The organism is Leadbettera azotonutricia ZAS-9 (genome assembly GCF_000214355.1).
Taxonomy (GTDB): domain Bacteria; phylum Spirochaetota; class Spirochaetia; order Treponematales; family Breznakiellaceae; genus Leadbettera; species Leadbettera azotonutricia.
The window spans coordinates 2,996,872-3,022,888 of record NC_015577.1 but is presented as its reverse complement, the minus strand read 5'-3'; the positions used below and the strand labels follow the sequence as shown (position 1 = coordinate 3,022,888).

23 protein-coding genes and 1 pseudogene are annotated in these 26,017 nt (G+C 50.2%); 15 read left to right on the top strand and 9 right to left on the bottom strand.

From position 1 onward, the window contains the following. Genes TREAZ_RS13305 through TREAZ_RS13285 form a run of 5 tightly spaced genes read left to right on the top strand, consistent with a single transcriptional unit; the run spans nt 1 to nt 6,727 of the window. Nucleotides 1-657 (top strand): DUF6062 family protein, encoded by a 657-nt coding sequence (locus TREAZ_RS13305; protein ID WP_015712399.1) that lies wholly within the window; start codon nt 1-3, stop codon nt 655-657. Further along, on the top strand, nt 658-2,469 hold the full coding sequence (locus TREAZ_RS13300; RefSeq protein WP_015712398.1) for an ABC transporter ATP-binding protein: 1,812 nt from the start codon (nt 658-660) through the stop codon (nt 2,467-2,469). After that, nucleotides 2,469-4,310 (top strand): ABC transporter ATP-binding protein, encoded by a 1,842-nt coding sequence (locus tag TREAZ_RS13295; protein WP_015712397.1) that lies wholly within the window; start codon nt 2,469-2,471, stop codon nt 4,308-4,310. Before TREAZ_RS13300 ends, TREAZ_RS13295 begins: the two co-directional genes overlap by 1 nt. A 51-nt stretch (nt 4,311-4,361) precedes the next feature. Then, nucleotides 4,362-4,916, top strand: a complete 555-nt coding sequence (locus TREAZ_RS13290; protein ID WP_015712396.1) for a helix-turn-helix domain-containing protein — start codon at nt 4,362-4,364, stop codon at nt 4,914-4,916. 11 nt (nt 4,917-4,927) lie between these two features. Beyond that, nucleotides 4,928-6,727 (top strand): AMP-binding protein, encoded by a 1,800-nt coding sequence (locus TREAZ_RS13285; RefSeq protein WP_015712395.1) that lies wholly within the window; start codon nt 4,928-4,930, stop codon nt 6,725-6,727. A 1-nt stretch (nt 6,728) separates the two neighbouring features. Here the strand turns inward: TREAZ_RS13285 and TREAZ_RS13280 are convergent, their stop codons facing one another. Beyond that, nucleotides 6,729-7,364, bottom strand: coding sequence for a DUF4867 family protein (locus TREAZ_RS13280; RefSeq protein WP_015712394.1), 636 nt, complete (start codon nt 7,362-7,364; stop codon nt 6,729-6,731). 1 nt (nt 7,365) lies between these two features. After that, nucleotides 7,366-8,046 (bottom strand): annotated as a pseudogene (locus tag TREAZ_RS13275) (GH116 family glycosyl hydrolase); the annotation flags it as partial. A 61-nt stretch (nt 8,047-8,107) separates the two neighbouring features. Here TREAZ_RS13275 and TREAZ_RS18275 point away from each other — a divergent pair. Together TREAZ_RS18275 and TREAZ_RS13270 are read left to right on the top strand one after the other, a co-directional pair. Continuing rightward, a complete protein-coding gene (locus tag TREAZ_RS18275) occupies nt 8,108-8,275 on the top strand; it encodes a hypothetical protein (protein WP_015712391.1) in 168 nt (55 codons plus the stop codon). Between the two features lie 86 nt (nt 8,276-8,361). Beyond that, a complete protein-coding gene (locus TREAZ_RS13270) occupies nt 8,362-9,702 on the top strand; it encodes a citrate/2-methylcitrate synthase (protein ID WP_015712390.1) in 1,341 nt (446 codons plus the stop codon). 5 nt (nt 9,703-9,707) lie between these two features. Here TREAZ_RS13270 and TREAZ_RS13265 read toward each other — a convergent pair whose 3' ends face one another. From TREAZ_RS13265 to TREAZ_RS13250, 4 genes are all read right to left on the bottom strand, one after another. After that, nucleotides 9,708-10,658, bottom strand: a complete 951-nt coding sequence (locus tag TREAZ_RS13265) for a type II toxin-antitoxin system HipA family toxin (protein WP_015712389.1) — start codon at nt 10,656-10,658, stop codon at nt 9,708-9,710. Next, complete coding sequence (locus TREAZ_RS13260; protein ID WP_015712388.1) at nt 10,651-10,980, bottom strand: HipA N-terminal domain-containing protein; 330 nt, start codon at nt 10,978-10,980, stop codon at nt 10,651-10,653. Before TREAZ_RS13260 ends, TREAZ_RS13265 begins: the two co-directional genes overlap by 8 nt. After that, nucleotides 10,977-11,192 (bottom strand): helix-turn-helix transcriptional regulator, encoded by a 216-nt coding sequence (locus tag TREAZ_RS13255; protein ID WP_015712387.1) that lies wholly within the window; start codon nt 11,190-11,192, stop codon nt 10,977-10,979. The genes TREAZ_RS13260 and TREAZ_RS13255 overlap by 4 nt, the downstream gene beginning before the upstream one ends. Nucleotides 11,193-11,340: 148 nt before the next feature. Then, entirely contained in the window at nt 11,341-13,425 is a 2,085-nt protein-coding gene (locus TREAZ_RS13250) for an elongation factor G (RefSeq protein WP_015712386.1), read from the bottom strand. A gap of 106 nt (nt 13,426-13,531) precedes the next feature. On the opposite strand from TREAZ_RS13250, the gene TREAZ_RS13245 reads away from it, so the two are divergent. From TREAZ_RS13245 to TREAZ_RS13225, 5 genes are read left to right on the top strand one after another with little or no spacing between them, the layout of a single operon-like run. Beyond that, nucleotides 13,532-14,659 (top strand): hypothetical protein, encoded by a 1,128-nt coding sequence (locus tag TREAZ_RS13245; protein ID WP_015712385.1) that lies wholly within the window; start codon nt 13,532-13,534, stop codon nt 14,657-14,659. A gap of 6 nt (nt 14,660-14,665) precedes the next feature. Then, complete coding sequence (locus tag TREAZ_RS13240) at nt 14,666-16,576, top strand: DNA topoisomerase IV subunit B (RefSeq protein WP_015712384.1); 1,911 nt, start codon at nt 14,666-14,668, stop codon at nt 16,574-16,576. A 22-nt stretch (nt 16,577-16,598) separates the two neighbouring features. Then, nucleotides 16,599-18,002 (top strand): MATE family efflux transporter, encoded by a 1,404-nt coding sequence (locus TREAZ_RS13235; protein ID WP_015712383.1) that lies wholly within the window; start codon nt 16,599-16,601, stop codon nt 18,000-18,002. Between the two features lie 55 nt (nt 18,003-18,057). After that, nucleotides 18,058-19,977, top strand: a complete 1,920-nt coding sequence (locus tag TREAZ_RS13230) for a DNA topoisomerase IV subunit A (RefSeq protein WP_015712382.1) — start codon at nt 18,058-18,060, stop codon at nt 19,975-19,977. A 14-nt stretch (nt 19,978-19,991) separates the two neighbouring features. After that, entirely contained in the window at nt 19,992-21,344 is a 1,353-nt protein-coding gene (locus TREAZ_RS13225; RefSeq protein ID WP_015712381.1) for a hypothetical protein, read from the top strand. A gap of 21 nt (nt 21,345-21,365) precedes the next feature. On the opposite strand, the gene TREAZ_RS13220 is transcribed toward TREAZ_RS13225, so the two are convergent. The 3 genes from TREAZ_RS13220 to TREAZ_RS13210 form a co-directional block, all read right to left on the bottom strand. Continuing rightward, nucleotides 21,366-23,057: an adenylate/guanylate cyclase domain-containing protein gene (locus tag TREAZ_RS13220; RefSeq protein WP_015712380.1), complete on the bottom strand. Its 1,692-nt coding sequence runs from the start codon at nt 23,055-23,057 to the stop codon at nt 21,366-21,368. A gap of 57 nt (nt 23,058-23,114) precedes the next feature. Further along, complete coding sequence (locus TREAZ_RS13215; protein ID WP_043923106.1) at nt 23,115-23,324, bottom strand: hypothetical protein; 210 nt, start codon at nt 23,322-23,324, stop codon at nt 23,115-23,117. 64 nt (nt 23,325-23,388) lie between these two features. Next, nucleotides 23,389-23,970, bottom strand: a complete 582-nt coding sequence (locus tag TREAZ_RS13210) for an RsiV family protein (RefSeq protein ID WP_148257819.1) — start codon at nt 23,968-23,970, stop codon at nt 23,389-23,391. Between the two features lie 20 nt (nt 23,971-23,990). Here TREAZ_RS13210 and TREAZ_RS13205 point away from each other — a divergent pair, with 20 nt between their 5' ends. The 3 genes from TREAZ_RS13205 to TREAZ_RS13195 are packed head-to-tail and all read left to right on the top strand — an operon-like array spanning nt 23,991 to nt 26,013. After that, on the top strand, nt 23,991-24,770 hold the full coding sequence (locus TREAZ_RS13205; RefSeq protein ID WP_015712378.1) for a class I SAM-dependent methyltransferase: 780 nt from the start codon (nt 23,991-23,993) through the stop codon (nt 24,768-24,770). 20 nt (nt 24,771-24,790) lie between these two features. Beyond that, nucleotides 24,791-25,273 carry a 2-C-methyl-D-erythritol 2,4-cyclodiphosphate synthase gene (ispF, locus tag TREAZ_RS13200; protein WP_015712377.1) on the top strand — a complete coding sequence of 161 codons (483 nt, stop codon included), beginning with the start codon at nt 24,791-24,793 and terminating at the stop codon, nt 25,271-25,273. After that, on the top strand, nt 25,270-26,013 hold the full coding sequence (locus TREAZ_RS13195; protein ID WP_015712376.1) for an endonuclease III domain-containing protein: 744 nt from the start codon (nt 25,270-25,272) through the stop codon (nt 26,011-26,013). The genes ispF and TREAZ_RS13195 overlap by 4 nt, the downstream gene beginning before the upstream one ends. The last annotated feature ends 4 nt before the right edge of the window (nt 26,014-26,017 follow it).

Sequence of the window (26,017 nt, the reverse complement as noted above, 5' to 3'; positions counted from 1 at the left end):
ATGCCAGTGGATAAACACATCAATTTTTTTGAACTTCAAAAGGCCGCGGAAAAACCCGGCTGTCCCCTTTGCAGGATTGTTGCCGACAGGGCTGAACGGTATATCGACAATATGCTTTTTGAGCACGTGTCGGATCGGGTTTTCAGGGCCAATCACCGGGCGGCGGGGGGTTTTTGCGATTTTCATTCCCGCAACCTTGCCGCATTCAGGGACGGCCTTGCAGTTGCAATCATGGGCCGGGATATTTTGGAGGATCGTATTGTCGCTTTTGAAAAACACAGGCCCTGGAAGCCCAAGGGGCAATGCCCTATCTGCGTTGAACGGGATAGAATTGAAGAAGAGTATTTGAGTTTCCTTTCCAATGCGGGGGGCGGCAGTTCCGAGGAATTGGAACTCCAGGCAGCTTTTGAAAAATCGGAAGGCCTTTGTGCCCCCCACTATGCGGGGCTGTGTTTCACCCCCAAAGAAAAAGCCCGGAATATACCCCGTTGGCTCAAAGACTTCCATGAAAAAAAATTCAATGAACTCTTAAGAAGGACCAGCCAGTTTATAGAATTTTCTGCCTATGGAAGGCAGGAGGAATTTGCCAAATTATCAGAAAAGGATCAGCTTGTATGGAAGGAGCTGGCTCTAACCCTTCGGGGAACGGCGGATTAAATGGAATTGCCCTGGAAAAAAAGCCGCCCCGCCATGATAGCGGCGGCGGCGGAAGACAGGCGTTTTAGCTTTTTTCTCTGCTGCCTTACAACTTTTACAACTGTAGCCTTCTCTTTTGTGTCCCCCCAGATTATACGCTACACAATCGATTCGGTGATTGGATCCTCCCCGCTTCAAGCTCCTGCCTTTGTGCTGCAGCTTGTGGACAGCCTCGGCGGTACCGCCTTCTTAAAGCAAAATATCTGGATCTGTGCGGTGCTTACCCTTGGGGCGGCCTTGCTGTCAGGGCTTTCCAATGTGGTAAGGCGTTATACCAGCATCGAATTGGGCGAAACCATTGCCTGGCGGCTCCGGAACAGCCTCTATGGCCATATACAAAAGCTGCCCTATGACTGGCATGTAAGCTGCCACACAGGCGACATCATTCAGCGCTGTACCTCGGATGTGGATACTATACGCAACTTTATCCAGAACCATTTAAGCGAGTTGATGCGCACTTTTTGCGTATTTGTACTTGCCCTGATTATGATGTTCTCCATGGATGTCTTCATGTCCCTGGTTGCCCTCATTCTCATCCCTTTCATATTGCTTTTTTCTGTCATCTTTTTTAAGGGAGTAGAAAAACAATTTGCCAAGGCCGATGCGGCGGAAGGCGTCATGCAGTCTTGCGCGCAGGAAAACTACACCGGCGTCAGGGTTGTACGGGCTTTTGGCAGGGAAGCTTACGAGATGGACCGCTTTTCGGAACGGACCAGGACTTATGCCGATATCTGGTCGCATATCGGAAAACTCCTTGGGGTGTTCTGGGGTGCGGGAGACATGATGAGCGGCTTCCAGCTGGCAATTATTGTAAGTGCCGGTATTTACCGCAGCGTTAAAGGGGATCTTACCCCTGGCACATTCCTTGCTTTTTATACCTATTGTAACTGGATGATCTGGCCAGTGCGCCAGCTGGGGCGCATACTTTCTGAATTTTCCAAGACCCTGGTTTCGGCAGGAAGGGTTCGGGATGTTTTGCAGAACGAAAGCGAAACCGATCCCCCTGATGCGCTTAACCCCGGGATAAAAGGCGAAATCAGCTTTAACAATGTTACGTTTGCCTATGGAAAAGGCGAGCCGGTATTGAAGAACATCAGCTTTACTGTGAAGCCCGGAAAGACCCTTGCTATTTTGGGAAGCACCGGCTCGGGCAAATCGACATTGGTGCATCTTATTTCGAGGCTCTACGATGTGCCTGATGGGTCAGGCAGCATTACCATTGACGGCATTGATATACGCCGTATTTCAAGGAGCAGCTTGCGAAGAAATATAGGCCTCTGTCTTCAGGAGCCTTTCCTCTTTTCCAAAACCATTAGGGAAAATATTGCTTCGATAAAACCTGAAATGGATATCGGGGAAATCAAAAGCGCTGCTGCGGTGGCCCATGTGGACGACACTATTGAAGAATTCGCGGAGGGCTATGAAACGGTAATCGGCGAGAGGGGCGTGACCTTGTCGGGGGGGCAGAAACAGCGGGTTGCCATTGCGCGCATGCTGGCATCCAATCCCCCGGTGATGATATTCGACGACAGTCTTTCCGCAGTGGATACTGAAACTGACGCAAAAATACGCTCTGCATTGCGAAAACGTGTAAAAGAGGCCGCAGTGATAATCATTTCCCACCGTATTTCAAGCCTCATGCAGGCCGATGAGATCCTGGTTCTCAAGGATGGGACAGTGGAGGAGATTGGCTCCCATCAGGAGCTTTTGGCCCGCCAGGGAAGTTACCGCCGTATCTTCGATATTCAAAGCGGCAATAGAGAGGATTTTTAATGGCCGATTACGAAGATTTTGATTATAATAAGCCCATGTCATTGAGCATTTGGAAAAAAATGCTCCCCTTCATTTTGCCCCAAAAAAAATATCTTGTGCGCTGTGCGTCTCTTATGCTCTGCGCTGCAGCAATAGACGTAGTGCTGCCTTTGCTTTTGGGTTATGCAATTAAGCATAATATAGAACCCCGCAGTGCCCAAGGGGCATGGAAGCTTATTGCTGTAGCAATAATTCTGCCTCTGGTCCAGGGCTTTATTGTGCGCTTCTTTGTGGCTTTCGGCATTAGGGCGGAGGTTGGCATAAGCAGGGCATTGAGGAATTCGGTTTTCTTTCATCTTCAGAAGCTGAGCCTTTCCTATTACAACAAGACCCCTGTAGGCTACATGATGGCCCGTACCAATTCCGACACAGGGCGCATAGGCGATCTTGTTGCCTGGGGTCTCATTGATTTTTCGTGGTCTGCTTTTTATTGTGTCGGGGTTGTTATCTCCATGTTTATGGTGCACTGGCAGCTTGCACTCATAGTCTGCGCCACCATCCCGCCCTTGGCTCTCCTCACTGCTATTTTTCAAAAAAAAATCCTTAAGGTAAACCGCATCGTTCGCAAACTCAATTCCAAAATGACAGGGGCCATGAACGAGGGTATCACCGGGGCAAGGACAGTAAAAGTGCTGGTAACAGAAAAGCAGAGCCTTGGCGAATACATGGGTATAACAGGCGATTACCGCCGCCATGCCAACCATCTGGCTTCACTGCGTTCCATCTTTATACCATTGGTGCTTTTCATTGGTTCTCTTGCAACTGCAATAGTGCTGGGGTACGGCGGCTATGAGATTGTCTTTCTTGGGGCTGACTTGAGCATACTGGCAATTTTCCTTCAATACGCGGGGGGCTTCTTCGACCCCATACAGAACATTGCCAATATACTCACCGACTTTGTCTCTACCCAGGCCAACGTGGAAAGGGTGAGCGGCCTTTTGGAACAGGTGCCAGGCATCATCGATACGCCCGAAGTAATAGAAAAATACGGCGATACCTTTAACCCTAAAAAGGAAAATTGGGAGCCTGTTTCGGGGGATGTGGAATTCAGGGATGTTACCTTCCGCTATCCTGACGGCACGGAAAATGTCCTTGAACACTTTGACCTCCAGGTGAAGGCCGGAACCTATGTCGCCATAGTAGGTGAAACCGGCGCAGGAAAATCCACACTGGTGAACCTGGTTTGCCGCTTCTTCGAGCCTACCACAGGCGCCATACTTGTGGATGGCCGGGACTACCGCGAACGGAGCCAGATCTGGCTTCATAGTGCCTTGGGCTATGTGCTTCAAAGCCCCCATCTCTTTACAGGCACTATCAGGGACAATATACGATACGGCAGGCTTGAGTCCTCTGATGCGGAAGTGGAAGTGGCTGCCAAAATTGTCCATGCTGATTCGGTAATTGCAAAACTGGAAAACGGCTTTGACACAGAAGTAGGCGAGGGGGGCGACAGGCTCTCCACAGGCGAGAAGCAACTCATCTCCTTTGCCAGGGCAGTCCTGGCTGACCCCAGGATTTTCATCCTGGACGAAGCTACAAGCTCAGTGGATACGGAGATGGAAATGCTCCTCCAGAATGCCATTCACCATCTCCTTGAGGGCCGTACAAGTTTCGTCATTGCCCACCGCCTCTCTACTATTAGAGGCGCCGATATCATCCTTGTAGTGCACAATGGCAAAATCATAGAACGGGGGACCCATAAGGAACTTATGCGCGCAAAGGGCCATTACCACGATCTTTATACACGCCAGTTTGAGGAAGAAGCCGAGGAAGAAGTGCTGAGGGATCATCCCGGGATATAATTGAATTTTTCCTCCTGTTATTGTAGAATTCTCTGCTTAGAAGGAGGCCCTATGTCCGAAACAACAAAGGAAATTATCCAGAGGGTGAAGGTCCTGCGGGAGATTGAAGAAATTTCCGCTGAAACTTTGGCCAAAGAGCTGGGGTTCGATCAGGCCGAGTACAACCAGTGGGAGTCGGGGGAAAAAGATTTTTCTATTGGCGCCCTTGTAGAGATAGCGGCCCGCTTCAAGGTGGATCTTTCGGAACTCGTCACAGGGAATACTTCCAAGCTTAAAACGTTTTGCCTCACCAGGGCTGCGGAAGCCCCTGAAGTGAGCCGGAGGCCCATGTACGGTTATTGGAACCTGGCTTACAATTTTCATCTTAAAAAGGCCGAACCCTTCCTGGTTGAAGCCAGTGCGGATACCGGGCAGAAGCCTCTGAGCATCAATACCCACCCGGGCCAGGAATTCGATTATCTTCTCGAGGGCAAACTCCTTATTTCCGTTGGGGGCCACGAGATGGAACTCAATCCCGGGGATTGCATTTATTATGATTCCAATGAACCCCATGGCATGAAAGCCCTTGGGGGCAAGCGCGCCCGGTTTATCGCTGTGGTAATGTAAAGGAGCTGATTGTGGCATTGATAGATAAATTCCTGCCCCGTACGGAGTTCGAATCCTACGAGGATTTCTATAGCAACTTTAAGGTAGACATCCCGGAAAATTTCAATTTTGCCTGGGATGTGATGGATATTCTTGCGGCCGAAAAGGGCGGGGAGCGAGCCATGCTCTGGTGCGATGAGCTTGGCGCCGAGGCCGAGTTCACCTATGCCGACATCAAGCGCCTTTCGGATCAGGCTGCCAATGTGCTCGCTGCCGGGGGCATAAAAAAAGGCGACACCGTGATGATCATTCTCAAACGGCGTTATGAATATTGGCCCATACTCCTTGCCCTTCACAAGATGGGAGTCATCGCCATACCCGCAACCCATCTCCTCACATCCAAGGATTTGGTCTACCGCTGTACCGCTGCCGACATTGCAGGCATTATCTGCATTGATGATCCTGAACTCATGTACCGCATCGACGAAGCCGAAGCCAGGATGGAGCGGGATTCTGATTCTGCCGGAGACAGCAATCTGCGCTACAAGGCCTTTGTGCGTTCCGTGCATACTCCACCCCAGGACAAGCCTGCGGAAAAAGCAGCAAAACTTTTTGCCGAACGGGCAGGCACGGTACCCAATTATTCAAACGATGATGATTCTTCGCCCGCAGGGCGTCTTGTTCCGTGGCTCGACTTCAATGGAGCCTGGAAAGAAGCCTCTGCGGATTTCAAACGGCCTCCTCATGTGAACACCAATAACGACATCATGCTTCTTTATTTTACTTCCGGCACTACGGGCATGCCCAAGATGGTGCGCCATGATTATGCCTATCCCCTGGGGCATGTCGCCACAGCCCGCTACTGGCACAATGTGGTTCCCGGTGGTCTTCACATCACGGTTGCCGATACTGGCTGGGCCAAGGCAGCCTGGGGCAAGATCTATGGCCAGTGGATTGCAGGCACCGGGCTTTTTATTTACGATTACGATCGTTTTGTCCCTTCAGCCATGCTGGAGGTTATCGCCAAATACAAGGTGAACACTTTCTGCGCCCCCCCGACTATCTATCGTTTCTTTATCAAAGAAGATCTTACAAAGTACGATTTTTCCGCGCTCAAACACTGCACGGTTGCAGGCGAACCCCTTAACCCCGAGATTTACGAACAGTTCCTCGCGGGCACGGGCCTCCGCCTCCACGAATGCTACGGCCAGACTGAATTAACCGTAACCATGTGCACCTATTACCCCTGGATAGAGCCCAGGCCCGGTTCCATGGGCAAGCCTGCCCCGGGCTATGACATCGACCTGCTCCGCGAAGACGGCACTCCATGCGCCATGGGCGAGGAAGGCCAGCTTGTGGTGCGAACCGACAAAATACGCCCCATTGGCCTTTTCGGCGGCTATTACCGGGACGATGAGCTCACCCTCTCAGTCTGGCATGATGATGTCTATTACACAGGCGATGTTGCCTGGCGCGACGAGGATGGTTACTACTGGTTTGTTGGCCGTTCCGACGATGTCATCAAAAGCTCGGGCTACCGCATAGGCCCTTTCGAAGTCGAAAGCGCCCTTCTGGAGCATCCTGCTGTGCTGGAATGCGCCATCACTGGCGTCCCCGACGAGGATCGGGGCACCGTGGTCAAGGCCACTGTCATCCTTGCCAAAGGCTGGGTCGCCTCCGAGGAACTCAAGACAGAACTCCAGAACCACGTGAAGAAGACCACAGCCCCCTACAAGTACCCCCGCATCGTGGAATTCGTTACCGAACTTCCCAAGACCATTTCGGGCAAAATACGAAGAGTGCAGATTCGGGAGGAAGATCAGGGGAAGTAAATTACTTCAGATCCCTTTCCACATCAATATTCTTGCCCGTGACTCCCACCACCGCGCCGCTCTTTGCCTCTGGGGCATCGGCGTGGGCAATTAGCCATTTATTGCGGGCCCGGAGCAGCTTGTCCTCGGCATTTTTGGCTGTGAAATTGGGAAGGTCGGTGTTTGTCTGTCTGGGCAGAACAATGATGCTCCTGAAAGGCGCCTTGGCCTTGGCAGGGGCGTAGTGCATGGAGGTTTCATAGTACAGAATGCCGGTTCCCTTGGGCAGTAAAAAGGCTTCCACCCTGGACGTATCTATTTTGCCGCCCTCTACGTCCTGCAGTTTTGCAAGGAGCATGATAATGTCATCAGCTGCAACGCATATTTCACTGCCCCTGTGGTATTCCAGACAGTTCAGCTTGGTGTTGAACCCGTTGCAATAGCCAATCTGGACAGGAATTCCGCCGAAAGCCCGATCCTGCAATTCGGCAAAGATGGGGAGGGCTTCCAGTTTTGGATCACTGGGAACATAGATGGTCCCTTCATTCGGTTTTTCCGTGGTTTCTTCCAGAGTCTTGAGCAGTTTGGAGAAATCATATCCCTCCACTACATACCCATAGGGCTTAAAAGATTTGTCTGATACTGGTTTTACGTGCATTTTAGATCTCCTGCCCTATTATAAGATTATAACCATCAAAATTTCCATAGAGGGTTTCTATACTGCCCTTAAAGCTGCCATCGGCATTCTTCGTCTGATGATAAATACCCCAGCCTGAGGCACAGCAGAAAAAGCCTTTGAAGTTATCCTGGTTCATGGCAGGCTTAAAGTAAAGCTTCTTGTTTACAGCATCGCAGCGGAAACCGGTTAGAGCCAAAAGCACCCCATAGCTTGCCAGGGATCGGGCATAATGATGACCGCATTCGACTTCATTCCAGGGACTCCGCTTAAAACCATCATGACGGGCTCGGCAGGCTTCGACTATTTGCAGGCCTTCTGCAGTAAATCCTTCATAGATTAAATGAGAAGCTACCTGATATTCAATGCCGGACCATACCTCATCGCAATACACGAAGGGAATAGCCGGTCTGCCGCCCATTGGCCAGCTGCAGAGCAGCAAACCGCCATCTTTATTCAGCGCATAGGTTCGCTGAATATTATTGAAATTACTGAAGTCTTTTAAGAAATCATATTTAAAGATACTATGAACTGCGCTTTTTATATGGTTTTTGTCCAATAAATATCCCAACCCGCTTACGTGTGCAAGCTGTTGCCCCAGAAGTTGATCCGCCAAACAACCCTTGCCGTATTGGTATTTAAAATCATCAATATTATCAAGGGCTTGCTCATAGTGCGGTTTCTTTTATTCCCGCTCCCTGGCAAGCTGGGGGCTTATCCCCGCCTTGTCCGGGGCTCAGTACGATCCTGCCTCGGACACAGAAACTTTTAACCCTCAGGTGTGCCAGGACGATTTCCACTGTTTCTATTCCAACGGGAAGCACTGGGGCATGCTGCACCAGGTAAAAAGCGCGGACGGCAAGGTAACGCAAAAAGTGGAGGTTTTAGGGTAGGGATGCCCTGATAGATCCCTGACGCATATTGCAAAAATATTCATTTTAAGGTATGTTTTTTGTATAAATATGCGTGGAGGCTCATGATGAGCAGTGTTAGGGACTATGTTCAGGAAATCTCAAAAAATGACTATATAGATATCGATCTGTTCGAAAAATTCAACGTCAAGCGCGGTCTCCGCAATGCCGACGGCACTGGTGTGCTCGTTGGCCTTACCCGCATTGGCGATGTTCATGGCTATATCATTGATGAAGGGGAAAAAGTACCCATAGACGGCAAGCTTTTCTACCGGGGCATAGACGTTGAAGATATCGTAGCAAATGCCGCCAAAGAAGGCCGCTTCGGTTTTGAGGAGGCCGTCTACCTCCTGATGTTCGGCCAGCTCCCCACCAGGAAACAGCTCGAAGATTTCACCGCCCTCATCGGCAACAGCCGGGCTCTGCCCAAAAATTTTGCCGAAGATTCCATCATGAAGGCCCCTTCCCGGGATGTGATGAACAAGCTTGCCCGTTCGGTGCTGACCCTCTACTCCTACGACGAAGACCCCGAGAACCAGTCGCCCGAAAACGTCCTCCGCCAGTGTCTCGAACTCATCGCTCGGTTCCCCACGATAGTGGCCTATTCCTACATGGCAAAGAAGCATTACTACGATCACGAGAGCCTCATCATCCACCTCCCCGAAGCGGCCTGTTCAACTGCCGAAGCCATGCTTTCCCTCATCAGGCCCGACCAAAAGTTCACCCGCCTTGAAGCAGAGATCCTCGATTTGGCCCTGGTGCTCCACGCCGAACATGGGGGAGGCAACAATTCAACCTTTGCGGTTCATCTGGTTTCTTCCGCAGACACCGATACTTTTTCCGCCATCACCGCCGGTATTCAGTCCCTCAAGGGCTTTAAGCACGGCGGCGCCAATATCAAGGTCATGGGCATGATGGAGGATATCAAGAAGAACGTCAAAAACTGGGAAAGCGAAGGCGAGGTGGGCGCTTACCTTGCGACCATACTGAGGGGCGAAGCCTTCGACGGCTCGGGCCTCATCTACGGCCAGGGCCATGCTGTCTACACCAAGTCCGACCCCCGAGCCAAACTGCTCCGGGACAAGGCTGCCATCCTTGCCGAAGAAAAAGGCCTGCTAAAGGAGTTCAACCTCTACCGCCTCATTGAGCGCCTTACCCCGGAAGTTTTCAAAAAAATAAAAAGTTCCACCAAGGGCATCTGTACCAACGTGGATTTCTATTCCGGCTTTGTCTATAAAATGCTGGGCATACCTGCAGAACTGAACACATCCCTCTTCGCCATAAGCCGCGTTGCAGGCTGGTGCGCCCATCGTATGGAAGAAATAATCTCCGGCGGCAGGATTATCCGCCCCGCCTACAAGTGCGTCCAGCAGCGTCTGCCCTATGCGCCGCTCAACGTCAGGAAGTGAAGCGTTTACAGCCCCAGCCTTTCGGCACGGCTTTCTATAAGACCGCAATAGCGATCCTGGATTTTTTCGGGGAGAAACGAAGCGCGGATAAAGCCAAGGGCTTTTCCCAGAGAGGCGCTGAACTTTTTGAAACAGTTTTCGATCTGCCGTGGGGAAAGTCCGCTGCCTGCGCCGAATTTTAGAAAATCGTTGCAGGTGAATTTTTTCTTCTTGCCGTTCATGGTCAGGGCGAATTCTTCGCTGTCCAGTTTTTCCGGAATGAGGAGCCTTGTGGAAAGGAGATCGTAGGCCGGAGCCAGACTTATAGTCCCATCCTCATTGTAAAGAAGAGAAAAATTTTTGAGGTGCATATCCCCGTTACCGGTGAGAAACGAGAAGAGGGCAATTTCAAAAAACGCGATTGTATCCAGCATGGTATTGGATGAATAGCGCTTTATTATTTTGATACAGCCTTCAAGGGAACCCCGGTATTTATCTTCTGTCAGTTTTCCCGAAAGCTGGCAAAAATCTTCCATGTGAAGGGATCGTTTTTCCTTGATGCCGCGGTCGATCCTCCTTGTGATGTATGCGGGTTTCCCCTTTCCGTTTTCCATAAGTATGAGCGAATGGGGAACCGTGGGCATGCGGAAAATTTCCGCCAAATGCATGGTGCAGTCTTCGATCTCGGCTATATGGGGATACGCGTCAACCGGCGGTTTCAGGATGTAATGGCCCCAAAGGCCCACCAGGGTGAACCTCGGCATCTGCCCTTTTTCATTTGATAGATGAAGCGAAAGCTTTGCCTGCACCCCGGGAACTGAAACACTGCGCTGAATTATTTCCCTGGCCAATTCCCGTATGGAATCTTCGCCGTAGGGGAGGAGGGGCGGCTCTGCAGTACCGAAAATTTTTTTTGAACATTTTGAATGGTACTGTCCCTCTTCCAAAGGCCCGTAGCAAAAGAGGCACTTATTCATTTTCAGCCCTCTCTACGGTTACCGCGCCTATAGTGTCCCTGCAGCAAGCAAGGAGCAGCCCCATTCTGTCCCGTGGATCAAGCTTCCAGTTTTTTTCCGCAGTTTCAAGGAGCCATCCTTCGGGGATAAGGCCGTCAAAAAAGGAAAAAAGCCTTTCACTTGTAAAAAGTTCTTCCCGTAAAGGCAAGGTCAGGCTTACTGCCCTGGCATGGGGATCAGCAAGGTATTCAGGAAGATACTGAAAGCGATACTGATCCTCTTCCTCCTCGATAAGGCCTGCTTTGAGGTTTTGGTAGTAAACTGTCCCTCTCCGCAGGCTCATTGTGAGGTTTCCTGCGGCATGGGTACAGGTCCTGCCTCATGGCCAAAGAGGGCCAGAATCGCGTTTACCTTGTCCATCCTGAGGGTGGTTTTCCCCTGTTCCAGATCTCGCACAAAACGCAGCCCAACTCCGGCCTTTTCCGCCAGTTCGGTTTGGGTCAAGCCAAGAGTTTTTCTCCGGCTTTTGGTAAAACGTGCAACTTGGTTCTGCATAATATAAAATTATACCCTAATGGGTATAATTTGTCAATATTTTTATATTTTATACCTGATAAGGTATAAAATATATACTTCAAATGATATTATACCCGATAGGGTATAATATCATAAAATGCACATCCAGAATTTCTGCTGCACTGCTTTATTCGTCCGATTCCTGTACCTTGAACGCTTCGGCAGCTTTGATGACATCCTCGGCGATTCTGCCTGAAATGGGCGCGTAGTGGTCAAAGGCAACTCCAAATGACCCTGTTCCCGAAGTAATCGATCGGAGATCAATGGAGTACCGCAGCAGCTCTGCCTGGGGCACTTCGGCCTTGATCTCGGCTATGCCGCCGCCCATTTCGTCCTGACCCAGGATTTTGCCCCGCTTGCCTGAAAGATCGCTCATCACGTCGCCCAGGTATTTGTCTTCCACAAAAACCGTCAGGTTCATGACGGGTTCGAGAAGGGTGGGGCCGGCCTGGCGCATGGATTCGCGGAAAGCGTTACGGGCTGCAAGTTTGAAGGAAAGCTCCGATGAGTCCACCGGGTGGTACTTGCCGTCCACAATTTTCACTTCCACGTCCACTACAGGGTATTGGGCCATAGTGCCACGGGCCATGCCTTCGATCACGCCTTTCTCTATGCCGGGTATGAAGTTCTTGGGGATGGCGCCGCCGAAGATGGCGTTGACGAACTGGTAGTTTTCGCCCCGTTTTAGGGGGGTTATCTCCATGACAACCTTGCCGTATTGGCCGTGGCCGCCGGTTTGCTTTTTGTGGGTGTACTCGGCGCCGGCCTTCTTGGTGATGGTCTCACGGTAGGCAACCCGGGGCACATGGGTTTCGACCTCGATTTTCTGGTTCTGTTTGATTTTATCCAGGATAATATTGATCTGGAGTTCGCCCATGCCCGAGATAACGGTTTCCTTGGTTTCGGCATTGAAGTTGTACTTAAAGGTTTTGTCTTCTTCCGCAGCCCTGACAAGGTATTCGCCCAGTTTATCGTCGTCCTTCTTGGCAACCGCGTTGACTGCTACTGAGTGGACAGGCTCGGGGAGGCGCAGGGGCAGGAACTTGAGGCTCAAGTCCCCGGCAGTAACCGTGTCGTTGGTTCTGAGGGTGGCGGTCTTGGTGATAATGCCCACATCCCCCGCGAAGAGTTCCTTCACTTCCTCAAGCTTTTTGCCCTGGGAGATGTAGAGTTTGCCCACCCGCTCCTTTTTGTTTTCAGAGACATTGTAAACTTCAGCATCTGCCGTGAGCTTTCCGCAGATGATCTTGAACCATGATAGTTTGCCTGAGAACTGGTCATAGGCAGTCTTGATGACCAGCCCTGCCAGGGGCTTTTCGGGACTTAAGGGAACTGCGACCTGCTTGCCTTCGGCATCCAGGGCTATATCTTCGGCAGTGTGGGGATCGGGGCCGACATCGGCGATAAAGTCCAGAACCGGAATAAGGCCTGAATTTTTAAGGGCGGCGCCGCAGAACACGGGAAGTATCTTGTTTTCAGCCAGGGCTTCGATGAGGCCCTTGTGCATTTCCTCGGCATCCAGGGAACCCTTGTCTATATAGTGTTCCATGAGGGTGTCGTCACCTTCGGCTGCGGCTTCAATAAGCTTTTCCCGGGCAGCTTCGTATTCCGCCTTGAATTCATCGGGAATGGGGCTTTCTTTTTCTACCCCGTCACCGCCGGCGAGGTACGCTTTGCCGTTCAATATATCGATAACGCCTTTATAGGCAGGGCCGTTTCCCATGGACAGGGTGATTGCCACAGGTTCAGTCTTAAATTTCTCTTTTATGTCCGCCAGGGTCTTGCTGAAATCGGCGCGTTCGGAGTCAAGGCGGGTAATGAAGATGCCCCGGGGCTTTTTCCGCATGTCCAGGTTCCGCCAGAGCTTGATAGTCTCAATCTGAACCCCTACATGCCCGTCAACCGTGAGTATGGCGAATTCAGATGCCCTAAAGGTGAGTATCACGTCCCCGGTAAAGTCCGAAGACCCGGGGGTGTCGAAAAAATTCAGCTTTTTGCCTGCTCTCTCGACATGGGCCATTGCAGCATGAATAGAAATCTTGCGTTCGATTTCTTCTGTGGTGGAATCGCTGACCGTTTTGCCGGACTCCACTGTTTCTGCCTTGCCAATAGCGCCGCCTGCAAAAAGCAGGCGCTCAAACAAGGTGGTCTTGCCGGTGCCTCCGTGCCCGGCGATGGAAACATTTTTAATAAATTCGGTTGTGTAAGCCATGAGTACTCCTATTCTCTAAATATCTATCATGTAGCCGTCTTGGCAGATTGTCAAGAAAAATGTCTTCATCTATAGTAAAATAGTGAAGAAATTATAAGGAAAATTTATGGACGATAGAAAGAAGACTATCCGGGAGCTTGAGGACCAGCGGCGCACAGATCAGGAAGGGGTGGACAAGCTCCTTGAAACCCTGGGTGAATCCCTTCTTTCCCGCATCGAAGGCGGGAATGAGCCGGCGGAAGCTCCAGGTTTGGCCGACAGTCCCTATCTTGCCTGCAAGGAATACCGGGAACTCCTCAAGGAGATCGCGGAAAACGGGGAAATAATCGTTTCTATTGAGACTGATACCCGCAAATTGAAGGATGCGGAAGAGCAAATTTCCTATAAGGAGCTGGAATATTCTGAAAAAACCAAGGAAGTTTCCATTCTTTTTGTTCAATTAGGCCAATATGTGCTGGCAGATCCCGCGTTTGACAGTTTTTCCCTCACTTACAAGAGCCAATTGGACAATTTACTCCTCAAAATCGATGACCAGGAAGCCAAACTGGATGAGTTGGAGCAAAAAACCGGCAATATCTTCACATGGATAGGGAAAAATGCCCAAATTCTGGCAGTCAAGACCATGCTGATGAAGAATCAGGCGGGGCTTCACAAGATTTACCGGGCTGCGGGCGAAAAATTCATAACCACCGGCGAGGGTTACGAGGCTGGCGAAGCGGATGTGCAGGAACTGGCTGAAAAAGCCGGGAATCTTTACCAGGCGACACTGGCCTTAAGCGATGAAATTGTCACCCTCAAGGAAGAACGCCGCAGGATCTCCGATATGATCGCTGCAGGGGGCAGTCCGGCACGGCGTGTCCAAACCATAGAAAAGCATATCGCCAGGGCCAGGGATTCTGCCAGTGAAGCCTGTCGCCGTTTTGGCTCTTTCGCCATTGCCCCCGCCTGGAATGATTATTTCGATCCCCTCCTGACCGAAGAGGACAGATCCAAAGGAGACAAGGTTAAGCTTCTCAGGGAAGCCGTTAAAGAAGCCGATGTTCATATTGAGAAGCTCAAGGCTGCCATCGCCATAGACGAAGAAAAGGCGGAGATTGAAAAGCTTAAAACCGACATCGAAGTCCAGCGCCGCAAGATTGCAGCCGCCGAAGAATCCATTGCCGGCATGGAAAAACGCATAGGCGAATCAAGCTTTCATATTGAAGAACTGCAAAAAATTGTTGATAAGGAATAAAGGTACATGGCAAAGAAAACGGCAAAGAATGTAAAGACAGCAAAAGCCGCAAAGGCAAAAGCGTCCGCTAAAACAGCGGCTTCCGAAAAATCCCAGGCTGCCCCTATCGCAAAATCCGGGGTTTATGATGAATCCAAAATCAAGACCCTTTCTTCCCTGGAGCACATACGCCTCCGCACTGGCATGTACATAGGCCGCCTTGGTGATGGCTCCAACCCCGACGATGGCATGTATGTGCTTCTCAAAGAAGTGATAGACAACGGCATCGACGAATTTATCATGGGGAACGGCAAAACCATCGAAGTTGTGGTCAAAGACGGTACGGTAAAGATCCGCGACTTCGGACGGGGCATACCCCTGGGCAAGCTTGTGGAATGCGTGTCGGTGATCAACACCGGCGCCAAGTACAACGATGACGTGTTCCAGTTTTCCGTGGGACTCAACGGTGTGGGCACCAAGGCGGTGAACGCCCTTTCTTCGCACTTCCGGGTGGTTGCCATCAGGGACGGCGAATTTGCGGAGGCTGTTTTTTCACGGGGGGATTTGCTGTCCAACCGCAAAGGCAAGCTCAAGGACAAGCAGAAGAACGGCACCTTTGTGGAGTTTACGCCGGATAAAGAAATCTTTGGGGACTACGAATTCAATTTTGAATTTATCGAAAGGCGCATACTCAACTATGCGTACCTCAACACGGGGCTCACACTCATGTTTAATGGCAAGTCCTATGTGTCAAAACGGGGCCTCTACGATCTGCTTACTGAAGAGACCGGAGACGATCAGCTCTACCCAATAGGGTATTACAAGGGCGACCATTTGGAGTTTGCCTTTACCCATACCAATAACTATGGGGAAGAATACTTCTCTTTTGTGAACGGGCAGTTCACCAGCGATGGCGGCACTCATCTTTCTGCTTTCAAGGAAGGTTTTTTAAAGGGGATTCAGGCATACTTTAAAAAAGATTACCGCAGCGAAGATATCCGGGAAGGCACCATTGCTACTGTCGCAGTAAAACTAAAGAGCCCTGTGTTTGAAAGCCAAACCAAAAACAAGCTGGGCAACTCGGACATACGGACATGGCTGGTGCAGGAAGTAAAGGCCGCTGTCGAAGACTGGCTGCACAAGAATGTTGAGGCCGGCAAGAAACTTGAACTCAAGATACTCTCCAACGAAAGCCTCCGCACCGAACTCAATGCGGTAAAAAAAGAAGCCCGTGAAGCTGCCAAAAAGATAGCCCTTAAAATTCCCAAACTCAAGGATTGCAAGCTTCATCTTGAGGATGGAAAACAGGGCGAGCATTCCACTATCTTCCTTACCGAGGGCGATTCAGCATCCGGCTCCATGGTTTCAAGCAGGGACGTGATGAACCAGGCTATCTTTAGCCTCCGGGGCAAGGTAGAAAACATGTATGGCAAAAAGCGGGCTTCCATCTACAAAAACGAAGAGCTTTACAACTTGATGATGGCCCTGGGCATTGAAAACGACGTATCGGGCCTGCGCTACGCAAAAATTGTTATCGCCACCGATGCCGACTTTGACGGCTTCCACATACGCAATCTTCTTCTCACATTTTTTCTCTCATATTTTGAAGAGCTCGTTACAGGGGGAAGGATCTATATACTCGAGACCCCCCTCTTCAGGGTGCGCAACAAGAAAGAGACCCTTTACTCTTACACTGAAAAAGAACGGGACGAGTGCATTGCTGCTTTGGGGAGCCAGGCTGAAGTTACCCGCTTTAAGGGGCTTGGGGAGATCAACCCCAAGGAGTTTGGCCAGTTCATAGGCGAGGATATACGCCTTGTGCCGGTGTCGGTAAACACTCTCAAGGCAGTGCCGCAGGTACTGGACTTCTACATGGGCAAAAATACCCCGGAGCGGCGTGAATACATAATGAAGAACCTGATAGGGGACGCCGGCTGATTGGCATGGCCTTGGTAATAAGTTGAAAACACCTCTTCTGGGTAACCGGCGTTTCTATGAAAATGTCATTATCATAGGACTTCCTGTAGCTCTGCAAAACCTTCTTACAACTTCGGCTTCCATGGTGGATACCATCATGGTAGGGACCGTGGGAGAAACTGCCGTAGCGGCCGTGGGGATCTGCGCCCTTTTTTCCATGCTTCTTTTTGCAGGGTATTTCGGTTTTTGCAACGGCGGCACGATCTTTTTTGCCCAGTATTGGGGCGCAAAAGATGAGAAAGGGATTTGCAAGGCTTACGGCATTACCCTGATAACCATGATGACTGTAGGTTTTGTCTTCGGCTTCTTCGCTGTCTTTTTTCCCGAATTAATCATGGGGATGTATACTGACAAGGAAGGCATAAGAGAGGCGGGGATTCCTTATCTGCGTATAGTAGGCTGGAGTTATCCTTTGCAAACCTTGGCCATGGCTATGGGTTCCCTGCTTCGTTCTATTGAAAAGGTAAAAATACCTCTTTTTGCGTCCATAGCTTCCCTTATTACCAATACTATCCTCAACTGGCTCCTGATCTTTGGTATGTTTGGGTTTCCGAAGATGGGAATACGAGGCGCCGCAGTAGGTACTGTAATTGCCAATGTAGTGCATATATTGGTGCTTTACATCTATTGTCTTAATGATAAATATTCTTTTATTACCAGAGTCAGGGAGCATTATGGATGGGAAAAAGGTTTTGTCAAAACTTTTTTTTCCAAAATAATTTTTGTAGTTTTTAATGAGGTTCTTTATGGGGTGGGGCAGCTCCTCCTCAATATGATTATAGGCCGTCAGGTTGAATCGGGTATTGCGGCCTGGGCTGTGTTCAGGGTTTTGGAAGGTTTTGTGTTTGCCTTTTTTGGGGGCCTCGCCAATGCAAGTTCCGTAATAGTCGGAAAGCAAATCGGGGCCGGGGAACACCTTGACGGGTACAGGGACGCCAAGCGTTTTGTCTTGCTGGTTCCCCTGGTAACTCTGACTATATGGTCGATGGTACTTTTACTGCGTTCTCCTATACTCCATTTATTCGGCCTTGGAGAAGATGCGTACTTTTATGCCCAGGGTATGCTTTATATATATATGGTTACAGGAACCATAAGAACCTGCAACTACATTAATAACAATATTTTCAGGGCTGCAGGAGAGTCTGTGTTCGGCACGGTGATAGAGATATGCGGCCTTTTCATTATTACCATTCCTGCTGTGGCCCTTTTTGGCCTTAAGCTTAACGCGCCTTTTCTTGTGGTTTTTGGCCTGATCTATCTTGATGAATTCCTTCGAATCGGAATTCTGCTCTGGTATATGAATTCCGGAAAGTGGGTTAAGCCTGTCACTGAAACAGGCAAGGCTGAATTGCCGGTTTTCAGAAAAATAGTAAAGGGGAAGCTATGAAAATAATGATATTACATCTTCTCCCTTCTTATGATACTATTGGGAAGGAAATTATATGGCATACATAAAAAACCTGTTCGACAAAAATTTTCTGGAATACGCGAGCTATGTAATCAAGGACAGGGCCATACCCGACCTTGAAGACGGCCTTAAGCCCGTGCAGCGGCGCATACTCCACACCCTTTTTGAGAAAGACGATGGAAAGTTCCATAAGGTCGCAAATATAGTGGGGGAGTGCATGAAGTACCATCCCCATGGGGATGCCTCCATAGGCGATGCCCTGGTGGTGCTTGCCAATAAGGAACTCTTTATAGACAGGCAGGGCAATTTTGGGAATATCTATACCGGTGACGGTGCGGCAGCACCCAGGTATATTGAGTGCAAGGTCAACTCTCTGGGCAAGGATGTTTTCTATAATCCCAAACTAACCCCCTATGCGGACTCTTACGACGGCCGCAATAAGGAGCCCGTACTCTTCCCTGCGAAAATACCGGTAGTCCTTGTGATGGGTGCCGAAGGCATTGCCGTTGGTATGTCCACCAAGATACTGCCCCATAATGCAATTGAGGTTTTGGAAGCCGAGAAAGCCTGCCTTGGAGGCAAAAAGTTCGAGCTTTACCCTGACTTTCCCACAGGGGGCCTCGTGGATGTTTCGGATTATCAGGACGGGAACGGCAAGGTCCTGGTCAGGGCCAAACTTGATACATCCGATCCCAAACGCATAGTCATCCGGGAGCTGCCCTTTGGCTCCACTACCGAAAGCCTCATGAATAGCGTGGAAACTGCGGCCAAGTCAGGCAGGCTTAAGGTAATGAGTATCACCAACTTTACCTCGGACAAGGTGGAAATAGAAATCAAGCTTGCCCGGGGCGTGTATGCCCAGGAAACCGCAGACGCCCTCTTTGCTTTTACCGAATGTGAACAGTCCATCTCGGTAAATCTCCTGGTGATCAAGGATGGCCTTCCCGTAGTGATGACAGTTACCGAAGTCATCAAGAACAATGCAAGGCAGCTTGTAAAGGTTCTTACCAAAGAGCTTGAACTTGAAAAGAAAGAACTCCAGGACAAGGTTCACCTCCGCACCCTGGAGCGCATCTTTATTGAAGAAAGAATTTACAAGGGCATAGAAAAGATGAAGACCGCTGAAGGCGTAGAAAAGGCGGTTCTCGACGGCTTTAAGCCTTTTATGAAAGAGATAGGCCCCAGGGGTGTAAGCCATGACGATGTAGAACACCTCCTTAAAATTCCCATACGCAGGATTTCGCTTTACGATATCAACAAGGCCAAAAAGGAGATGGACGATATCCTTGCGAGGATCAAGGAGATCAATGGGCATCTCAAAAACATCACCGCTTATGCGGTGAGCTGCCTGGACGGGTTCATTGCCAAGATCAAAGTCAACGAAGAGCTCGGCAGGGGTCAGCGCCGCACCAGGGTTGGAAAGTTCGAAAAGATAGATGTCAAGGAAGTGGTCAAAAAAGATCTCGAGCTCAAGTACGACCGTAAAACAGGCTACCTTGGGACAGGGGTTGCAGGGGAAGTGGTGGCTGAAGTATCCTCTTTTGACCGCATACTCACCCTGCGAAACAACGGTTCCTGGTCCGTAACCGACCTGCCCGAAAAAGCCTTTATAGGCCCCGACGCCTGGTGGATAGGCGTGGCAGACAAGGATGCGTTAAGCGATATAGTCTTTACCCTCATTTACAAAGAGGCAGAGACCGGTTATCCCTGCATCAAACGCTGTGTCATTGAGGGCTGGATCATGAACAAGGACTATTCCCTGGTGCCCGAGGGGGCTGTGGTGCTCCATACGGACACGAGGCTCAAGTTCAGTTTTACTGCGAATTATGCGCCCAAGCCCAGGCTTAAGGTGTTAAAAGAAACATTCAAAGCCCAGGATTACAATGTACGGGGACTCAAGGCAGGGGGTGTGCGCCTGGCTGCCAAAGAGATTAAAAGCATTGATGCCAAGTAAAGTGCAGGTGTAACATGGAGTCAGAAGAAGTTTTCGACAGTACCGCAGGTTTTTCCGCAGAAGAGCAACAGGAAATACTCAACCAGATAAATACCCTTTCTTCGGAAAACCGCATTGCTCCGGAGGCTGGAGATCTTAAAATCCAGGCAAAAAAGAAGGGTGTCCTTTTTCCTCTTTTTGTCAATTTAGCGGCGATACTCCTATTGGCAGGGGGCTTTGCCTTTCTCTTGTTCTCCCATGACCGTGATGAGCAGGATATACATGAGGGCGGCGCTACCCTGGGCCTCACGGAGCGCAAGCTTATCCAGGAAATACGCCAGGAAACCAACAGGCAGATAAGCGAAAAAGAACAGGAGATAAACGGCATACTCTCCAAGCTTTCCGATGCGGACGCTGAATACCGGGAGCTTCAGTTTTCTGTTGAGTCCCTCACAGAAGAACAGAAACAGAGGGCAGAATACCTCCTCCAAATGCAGAATGATTACCGCAGCACCTTAACGGGCCTCCAGGAAGAGCGTTCAAAAATACTTGAAGATTCCCATAACCGGGAGGCAACCCTCCGCGCCCAGGCTGAGGAAAGGGCCAGGGAGCTTTCGTCCCAGATCAGCCAGGGTCAGGCAGATCTCAGCGCGGCTATGGAAGAACTCCGCCGCCTGGGCAATGAGCAGGAAAGGGCTCAGGCTGCCGAAAGCCAGCTGGGCGGCTATTACGTTTCGGTAAACGACATGATCAAATCGGGCCGCCTTGACGATGCTGCCAATACCCTTGGGGCAATGAGAGGTTTTCTCAATACCCCCGCCTTGCAGGGCATACGTTCCATCGAAAACCGCAGACAGGCTCATCTGGCTGCCATTGCATCCATCGAGGCAGCTGTCGCAGAAGCGAAGGCTCAGAAAGCAGCAGCGGCCCAAAACGTTTCACTTCTTCCGTCGGATGATAGCAGTGAAGAGCTTTCAGCCCTTATCTCCAGGAACGAGGCCCTTGAACAAAGGGCTTCGGAGCTTGAACGGACTATTACGGCCATGTCGTCACAGGATTCTGCCCAGAACGCATTGGCGACCAGCTATGAAAGCAGAATCGCGGCCCTTCAAACCCAGATCGCAAACCAGCAGCAGTCCATGAACCAAAAGGACGAAAGCATACAAACCTTGATGGGGAGGACTTCCGATCAGGAGCAGCGCATTGCTGAACAGTCCCAGGCAGTTACAGAGGCCCGAAGCCAGGTACAGGCCGCAGTCCAGACAGCCGCAGCAACAGAGGCGAGGGCAACGGAACTCCAGCGCCAAAACGAAACCTTGACCAGGGAAAATGAAAATCAGAAGGTTCAGATAGAGGCGATAAGACAGCTTTTATTGAATCAACAGTAATACTGTTAATTAACACTAATGCTATTTCGTATGCATTACTTCTACGCCGTCCCAGTCTGCGGGCGGCGGATTTGCTGTATAGATTTCGCAGCGCTCCAGCAATGTTGCCGCATTGAAATCCCCTGCAAGCAGGGCAAGGACTTCTTTGAAACGTTTTGCTGCCCCCGAAAAATCGCGGTTAAAATAAAGTTCCATGCCCTGGTTATGATAGACCCAGGCTTTTTCTTCTTCCGCAGTCAAGCCCTGTTTGACCGTATAGATCCTGACCCCTTCTTTTTTGCCCTTGACCGCGACCTTGTCCAGAAGGCGGCAGGGAAGCTGGGGTCCTCCCTTAAGGTTGGGAGAGGAAGGCCGCTGTATGCTTTTATAAACCGATTCGGTTATGAGGAGTTCCGACTTATAGGTTTTGGTGAGCCCTTCCATGCGGGAAGCCAGGTTTACGTTATCGCCTATGACCGTATAATCCCGCTTGTGGGTGCTGCCTATGTTTCCTACGGTAACAATACCGTAATTGATGCCAATGCCTATGGGGAATTCTTTCTTGTTGTTCTTTTTTTGTTCCGCATTGAATTTTTTTAAAGCGTTAAGCATGTCAAGACCTGCCATTACCGAATTAATCACATCGTCCTCGTGTTTTACCGGGGCGCCCCAGAGGGCCATGATGGCATCGCCTATGTATTTGTCTACCCAGCCATTGCGCTTGTAGATAGCGTCAACTTCGGTTTCAAAATAACGGTTAAGAGATTCCACAAGAATCCGGGGCTCGCCGATTTCTTCTGAAATGGTAGTAAAATTGCGAATATCAGAAAAGAGTATCGCCATTGGCATATCTTTTCCCGGCAGAAGCTGTTCAGGGTTTTTGAAAGATTCATTGATGACATCCTGGGGCACATAGTGCTGGAATATCTGCCTGATGCGTTCTTCTTTTTTCCCTGCCAATACGGCGTCAAATGCATAATGCTTAATCTGGCTATAAGCTTTTTCCAGATCCCCGATCATGATGTTGAAGGTGGATGCCAGCCTTCCGGTTTCGTCCCGGTATTCAACCTCTACCCGGGATGCGAGGTCACCGCTGGTGATGATAGCGTTCATGGCTTTGATAACCCGGCTCAAAGGATTGGTGAGATGCCGGGTAAAGAATATGAGGAGCAGGGCCGCAAGACCAAGGGCGATTGCCAGAACCACTATGGTTTGGAAACGTATGGATTCAGCATCCTTGTAAAAAGCGGCATCTTCTTCAGTGAGAAGCACATACCATTGGAAGGGGGTAAAATAGAAGGAAGCAAAGGTCCGGGCTTTGCCGCCAAAAGCCGCGCTGTTTATGCCTTCGTTTTCTTCTTTAAGCAGACTGAGGAGCAGGGCCGCTTCGCCTGTCTTGAGATCCAGGGGCGCGGTGCTCATGGCAAGGCTGCCTGACTCATCCAGGGCCAGGATTATTTCGGTGTCGCTTAAAATGATGCTTTGGGCGTAGTTTGTCACTGCGTTTTTGGCAGCCTGAACCATATCGGGCCTGCCCGCATAGTTGTTCTCTGTGAGAAGATCCCACTGGTTTTCGGCGTATTTTTCAAGTTCATTGGCTTTAAAGCTCAAAAATTGCCGGGCAATGCGGGTAATGCCGTTCACTGCATGGAAATAGGAAGATGCCTCCGACAGAAGCAGGGTAACAATAATAAGAGGGAGAACCACCAGGAAGATTTTTACACGGATCTTCATTATGGAGAAAGTTTAGTTAGTGAAGCCTTTTTACGCAAGCACCTGAAACCGCGGATATCAGGCTGTGGCAGCCTGCTTCTCCATCTCGAAGATATACCCGGTCTTATAGCAAATGTCGAAGAGGTGGCGGGACATGAATTCTTCGATGACTTTTTCGTTCCCGTCGCTGATCCTGGTGAGCCTCACCTTAAAGCCGTCGTCATTTTCCGCAAGCACATCAAAGTATTCTATGCGCCCGGCCCGGCATTTTATGCAATAGCGTTTCATTATGCTCCTCCATCCCTTCCAATATCGGAATTTGGAGGAGGAACATTAAGCCGCCGCTTTTGGCTCAGCCTTTTTGGACTTCTTCTGCCAAGGCAAGGCCTTTTTGATTCAGGAGGCTCCTTAAATCGCCATAGGGGAGGATTATTTCAATTATCCCTTCGGAATAAGGGGCTATCTCATAAGGATCCCAGTGGAAGCCCACGCCTGTCCTGGAAAAGAAATAATTATCCGTGATTTCCACAGTATCCTCAAAATAAACCCCGGAGGAGAGGGCTTCATAGCTTTCCAGTTTATCCCGTTTCCTCAAAGCGCTTTCTATGAGTTCCTGAAGCTGGCCTTCGCTCCCTGGCTTAAAGACATCGGAACGCCTGATGGTTTCGTTTGCTTTTTTATCGATGACATACCAGGTTTTTTCCTGCATGCCGTGGGCGCCGCCGGAATAATAGTCCCTATGCCAGTTGAATACCACAAGGCTGGGTGTAGAGATAGTTACCTCGTAATTTTCGGAATACTCCAGATATTTCGGGCCCTGTGGCGGTTCAGCATCTTCCTCAATAGAAGGAACCGGAGAAACTTTTGGGCTTGAGCTGCAGGCGCCAAGAACCAGAGCCGCAAGCAATGCAAAAACAAGTTTATTTATTTTCATTTTTATAATATAATACAAATATGAGTTCAAAAAAAGAGTGGTTCGAGGATGCTGAATTTTGGGAGCGCTATGCTCCCGTCATGTTCGATGCGGCACGCTGGGCAGAGGTCCCCGCAGTGGCTGACGGCATTACCCGAATGGCCCGTCTCAATCTGTACGATCTGGATATCAAGGGCAGGAAGGCGCCCCGCATCCTCGACCTCTGCTGCGGTTTTGGCCGTATTACCCTGGAGCTTGCCCGCAGGGGCTTCAGGGCTGCGGGGGTGGACATTACCGAAAGCTACCTGAGCTCCGCAAAAGAAGATGCAGCCTACGATAAGCTTGATGTGGAATTCATTCAAAAAGATGTGCGCTCCTTTAAAAGAAAAGAAGCCTTTGACGCCGCGTTGAACCTCTATAATTCCTTCGGTTATTTTGAAGATCCCCTGGACGATCTCCTCTTTTTAAAAAACGCCCTTTACTCGCTTAAAAGCGGCGGGGTCTTTATCATCGAAGTTTTGGGAAAGGAGATAGCAGTAAGGGATTTTGTCGAGGCTGAATGGTTCGAGAGGGGAGGATTAACTGTGCTTACCGAGAGCGCACCGGTAGATTCCTGGGGCAGCATGTGGAACCGGTGGATCATTATTAAAGACGGGGAGAGGCAGGAAAAAGTTTTTATCCAGCGCCTCTACGCGGCCTCCGAACTCCGCAGCCTCATGCTTAATGCGGGTTTTGCTTCGGTGGATATTTACGGCAGCTGGGACGAGGACCCCTACGACGAGGCGGCGCAAATGCTCATCGTTGCGGGGAGAAAAGCTTAAGGCGGATATTGGAAGGTTATATGTTTCGGATTGGTTTAGGCAAAGATTTGCATAAGCTCGCTACAGGGCGAAAATTCCTTTTGGGGGGCGTGGAGCTTCCCTTTGAGAAAGGGGAGGCAGGCCACTCCGACGGGGATGTGCTTGCCCATGCCCTTGCGGATGCCTTGCTGGGGGCGGCAGGGCTTGCCGACATTGGGGAATTGTTTCCACCCGCTGACCCAGCCTGGAAAGATGCGGATTCCATGAAACTGCTTGGCATCTCATGGAACAAGGCCAGGGAGGCGGGCTGGAGGATCGTCAATATTGACTGCGTGATTACCTGCGAGAAACCCAGGATACTCCCTTTTAGGGATAAAATTTGCGCATCCCTGGCTGGCACGTTGGGCGTTGACAAAAGCGCTGTCTTTGTTAAAGCCAAGACCAATGAGGGTCTTGGCGAATTGGGGCACAGTGAGGCTGTAGAAGCCCTGGTTGTGTGCCTCCTTGAGAGGGATGATACATGAAGCCGGAGTGGGGCGCTGTTTTCAGAATATTGGAAAAATGGCGCAGGGAGCATTTGGCCGCAAGCGAGGGAAGCGATCCTTCCGTAACTGCGCTAGCCGAAGAATACAAAAAAGAACCTGGAACCCCAAGAACTGTCCTTTCGGACAGGGAAGAGCTCAAGGAGCGAGGTTCCCCTCCGGACAAGGCTTGGGCAGTATTGGTGTCAACTATCCTGAGCCTCCGCACCAAAGATGCCGTAACCCTGAAAACTTCCAAATCGCTTTTGGAAAAGGCGCCCGGGCCAAAAGAGCTTATTGGGCTGGGGGAAGAAAAGACCGCGAAACTCGCTTACCCTGCTGGTTTTTATCGCACTAAAGCAGCCAATTTGCAGAAAATCGCAGTAATACTGTTAACGCAATACGGGGGGAAAGTCCCTGCCGATATGGATGCGCTGCTCAGCCTTCCGGGAGTCGGCAGAAAAACCGCGAATCTTGTCCTGACCGAAGCCTTTGATATGGATGGCATCTGTGTTGATATTCATGTGCACCGTATTTCAAACCGCATGGGCTGGGTCGAAACGGAGGTGCCGGATAAAACCGAGGCGGAACTCCGGGAAATTTTGCCCAAGCGTTACTGGAAACGCATCAATGCGCTTTTGGTGCTGTACGGACAGAATGTTTGCAGGCCCGTGAGCCCCTTCTGCTCACGCTGCCCCCTCGCGAAACACTGCAAGAGGCGGGGAGTCGGAAAGGCGAGGTAGATGA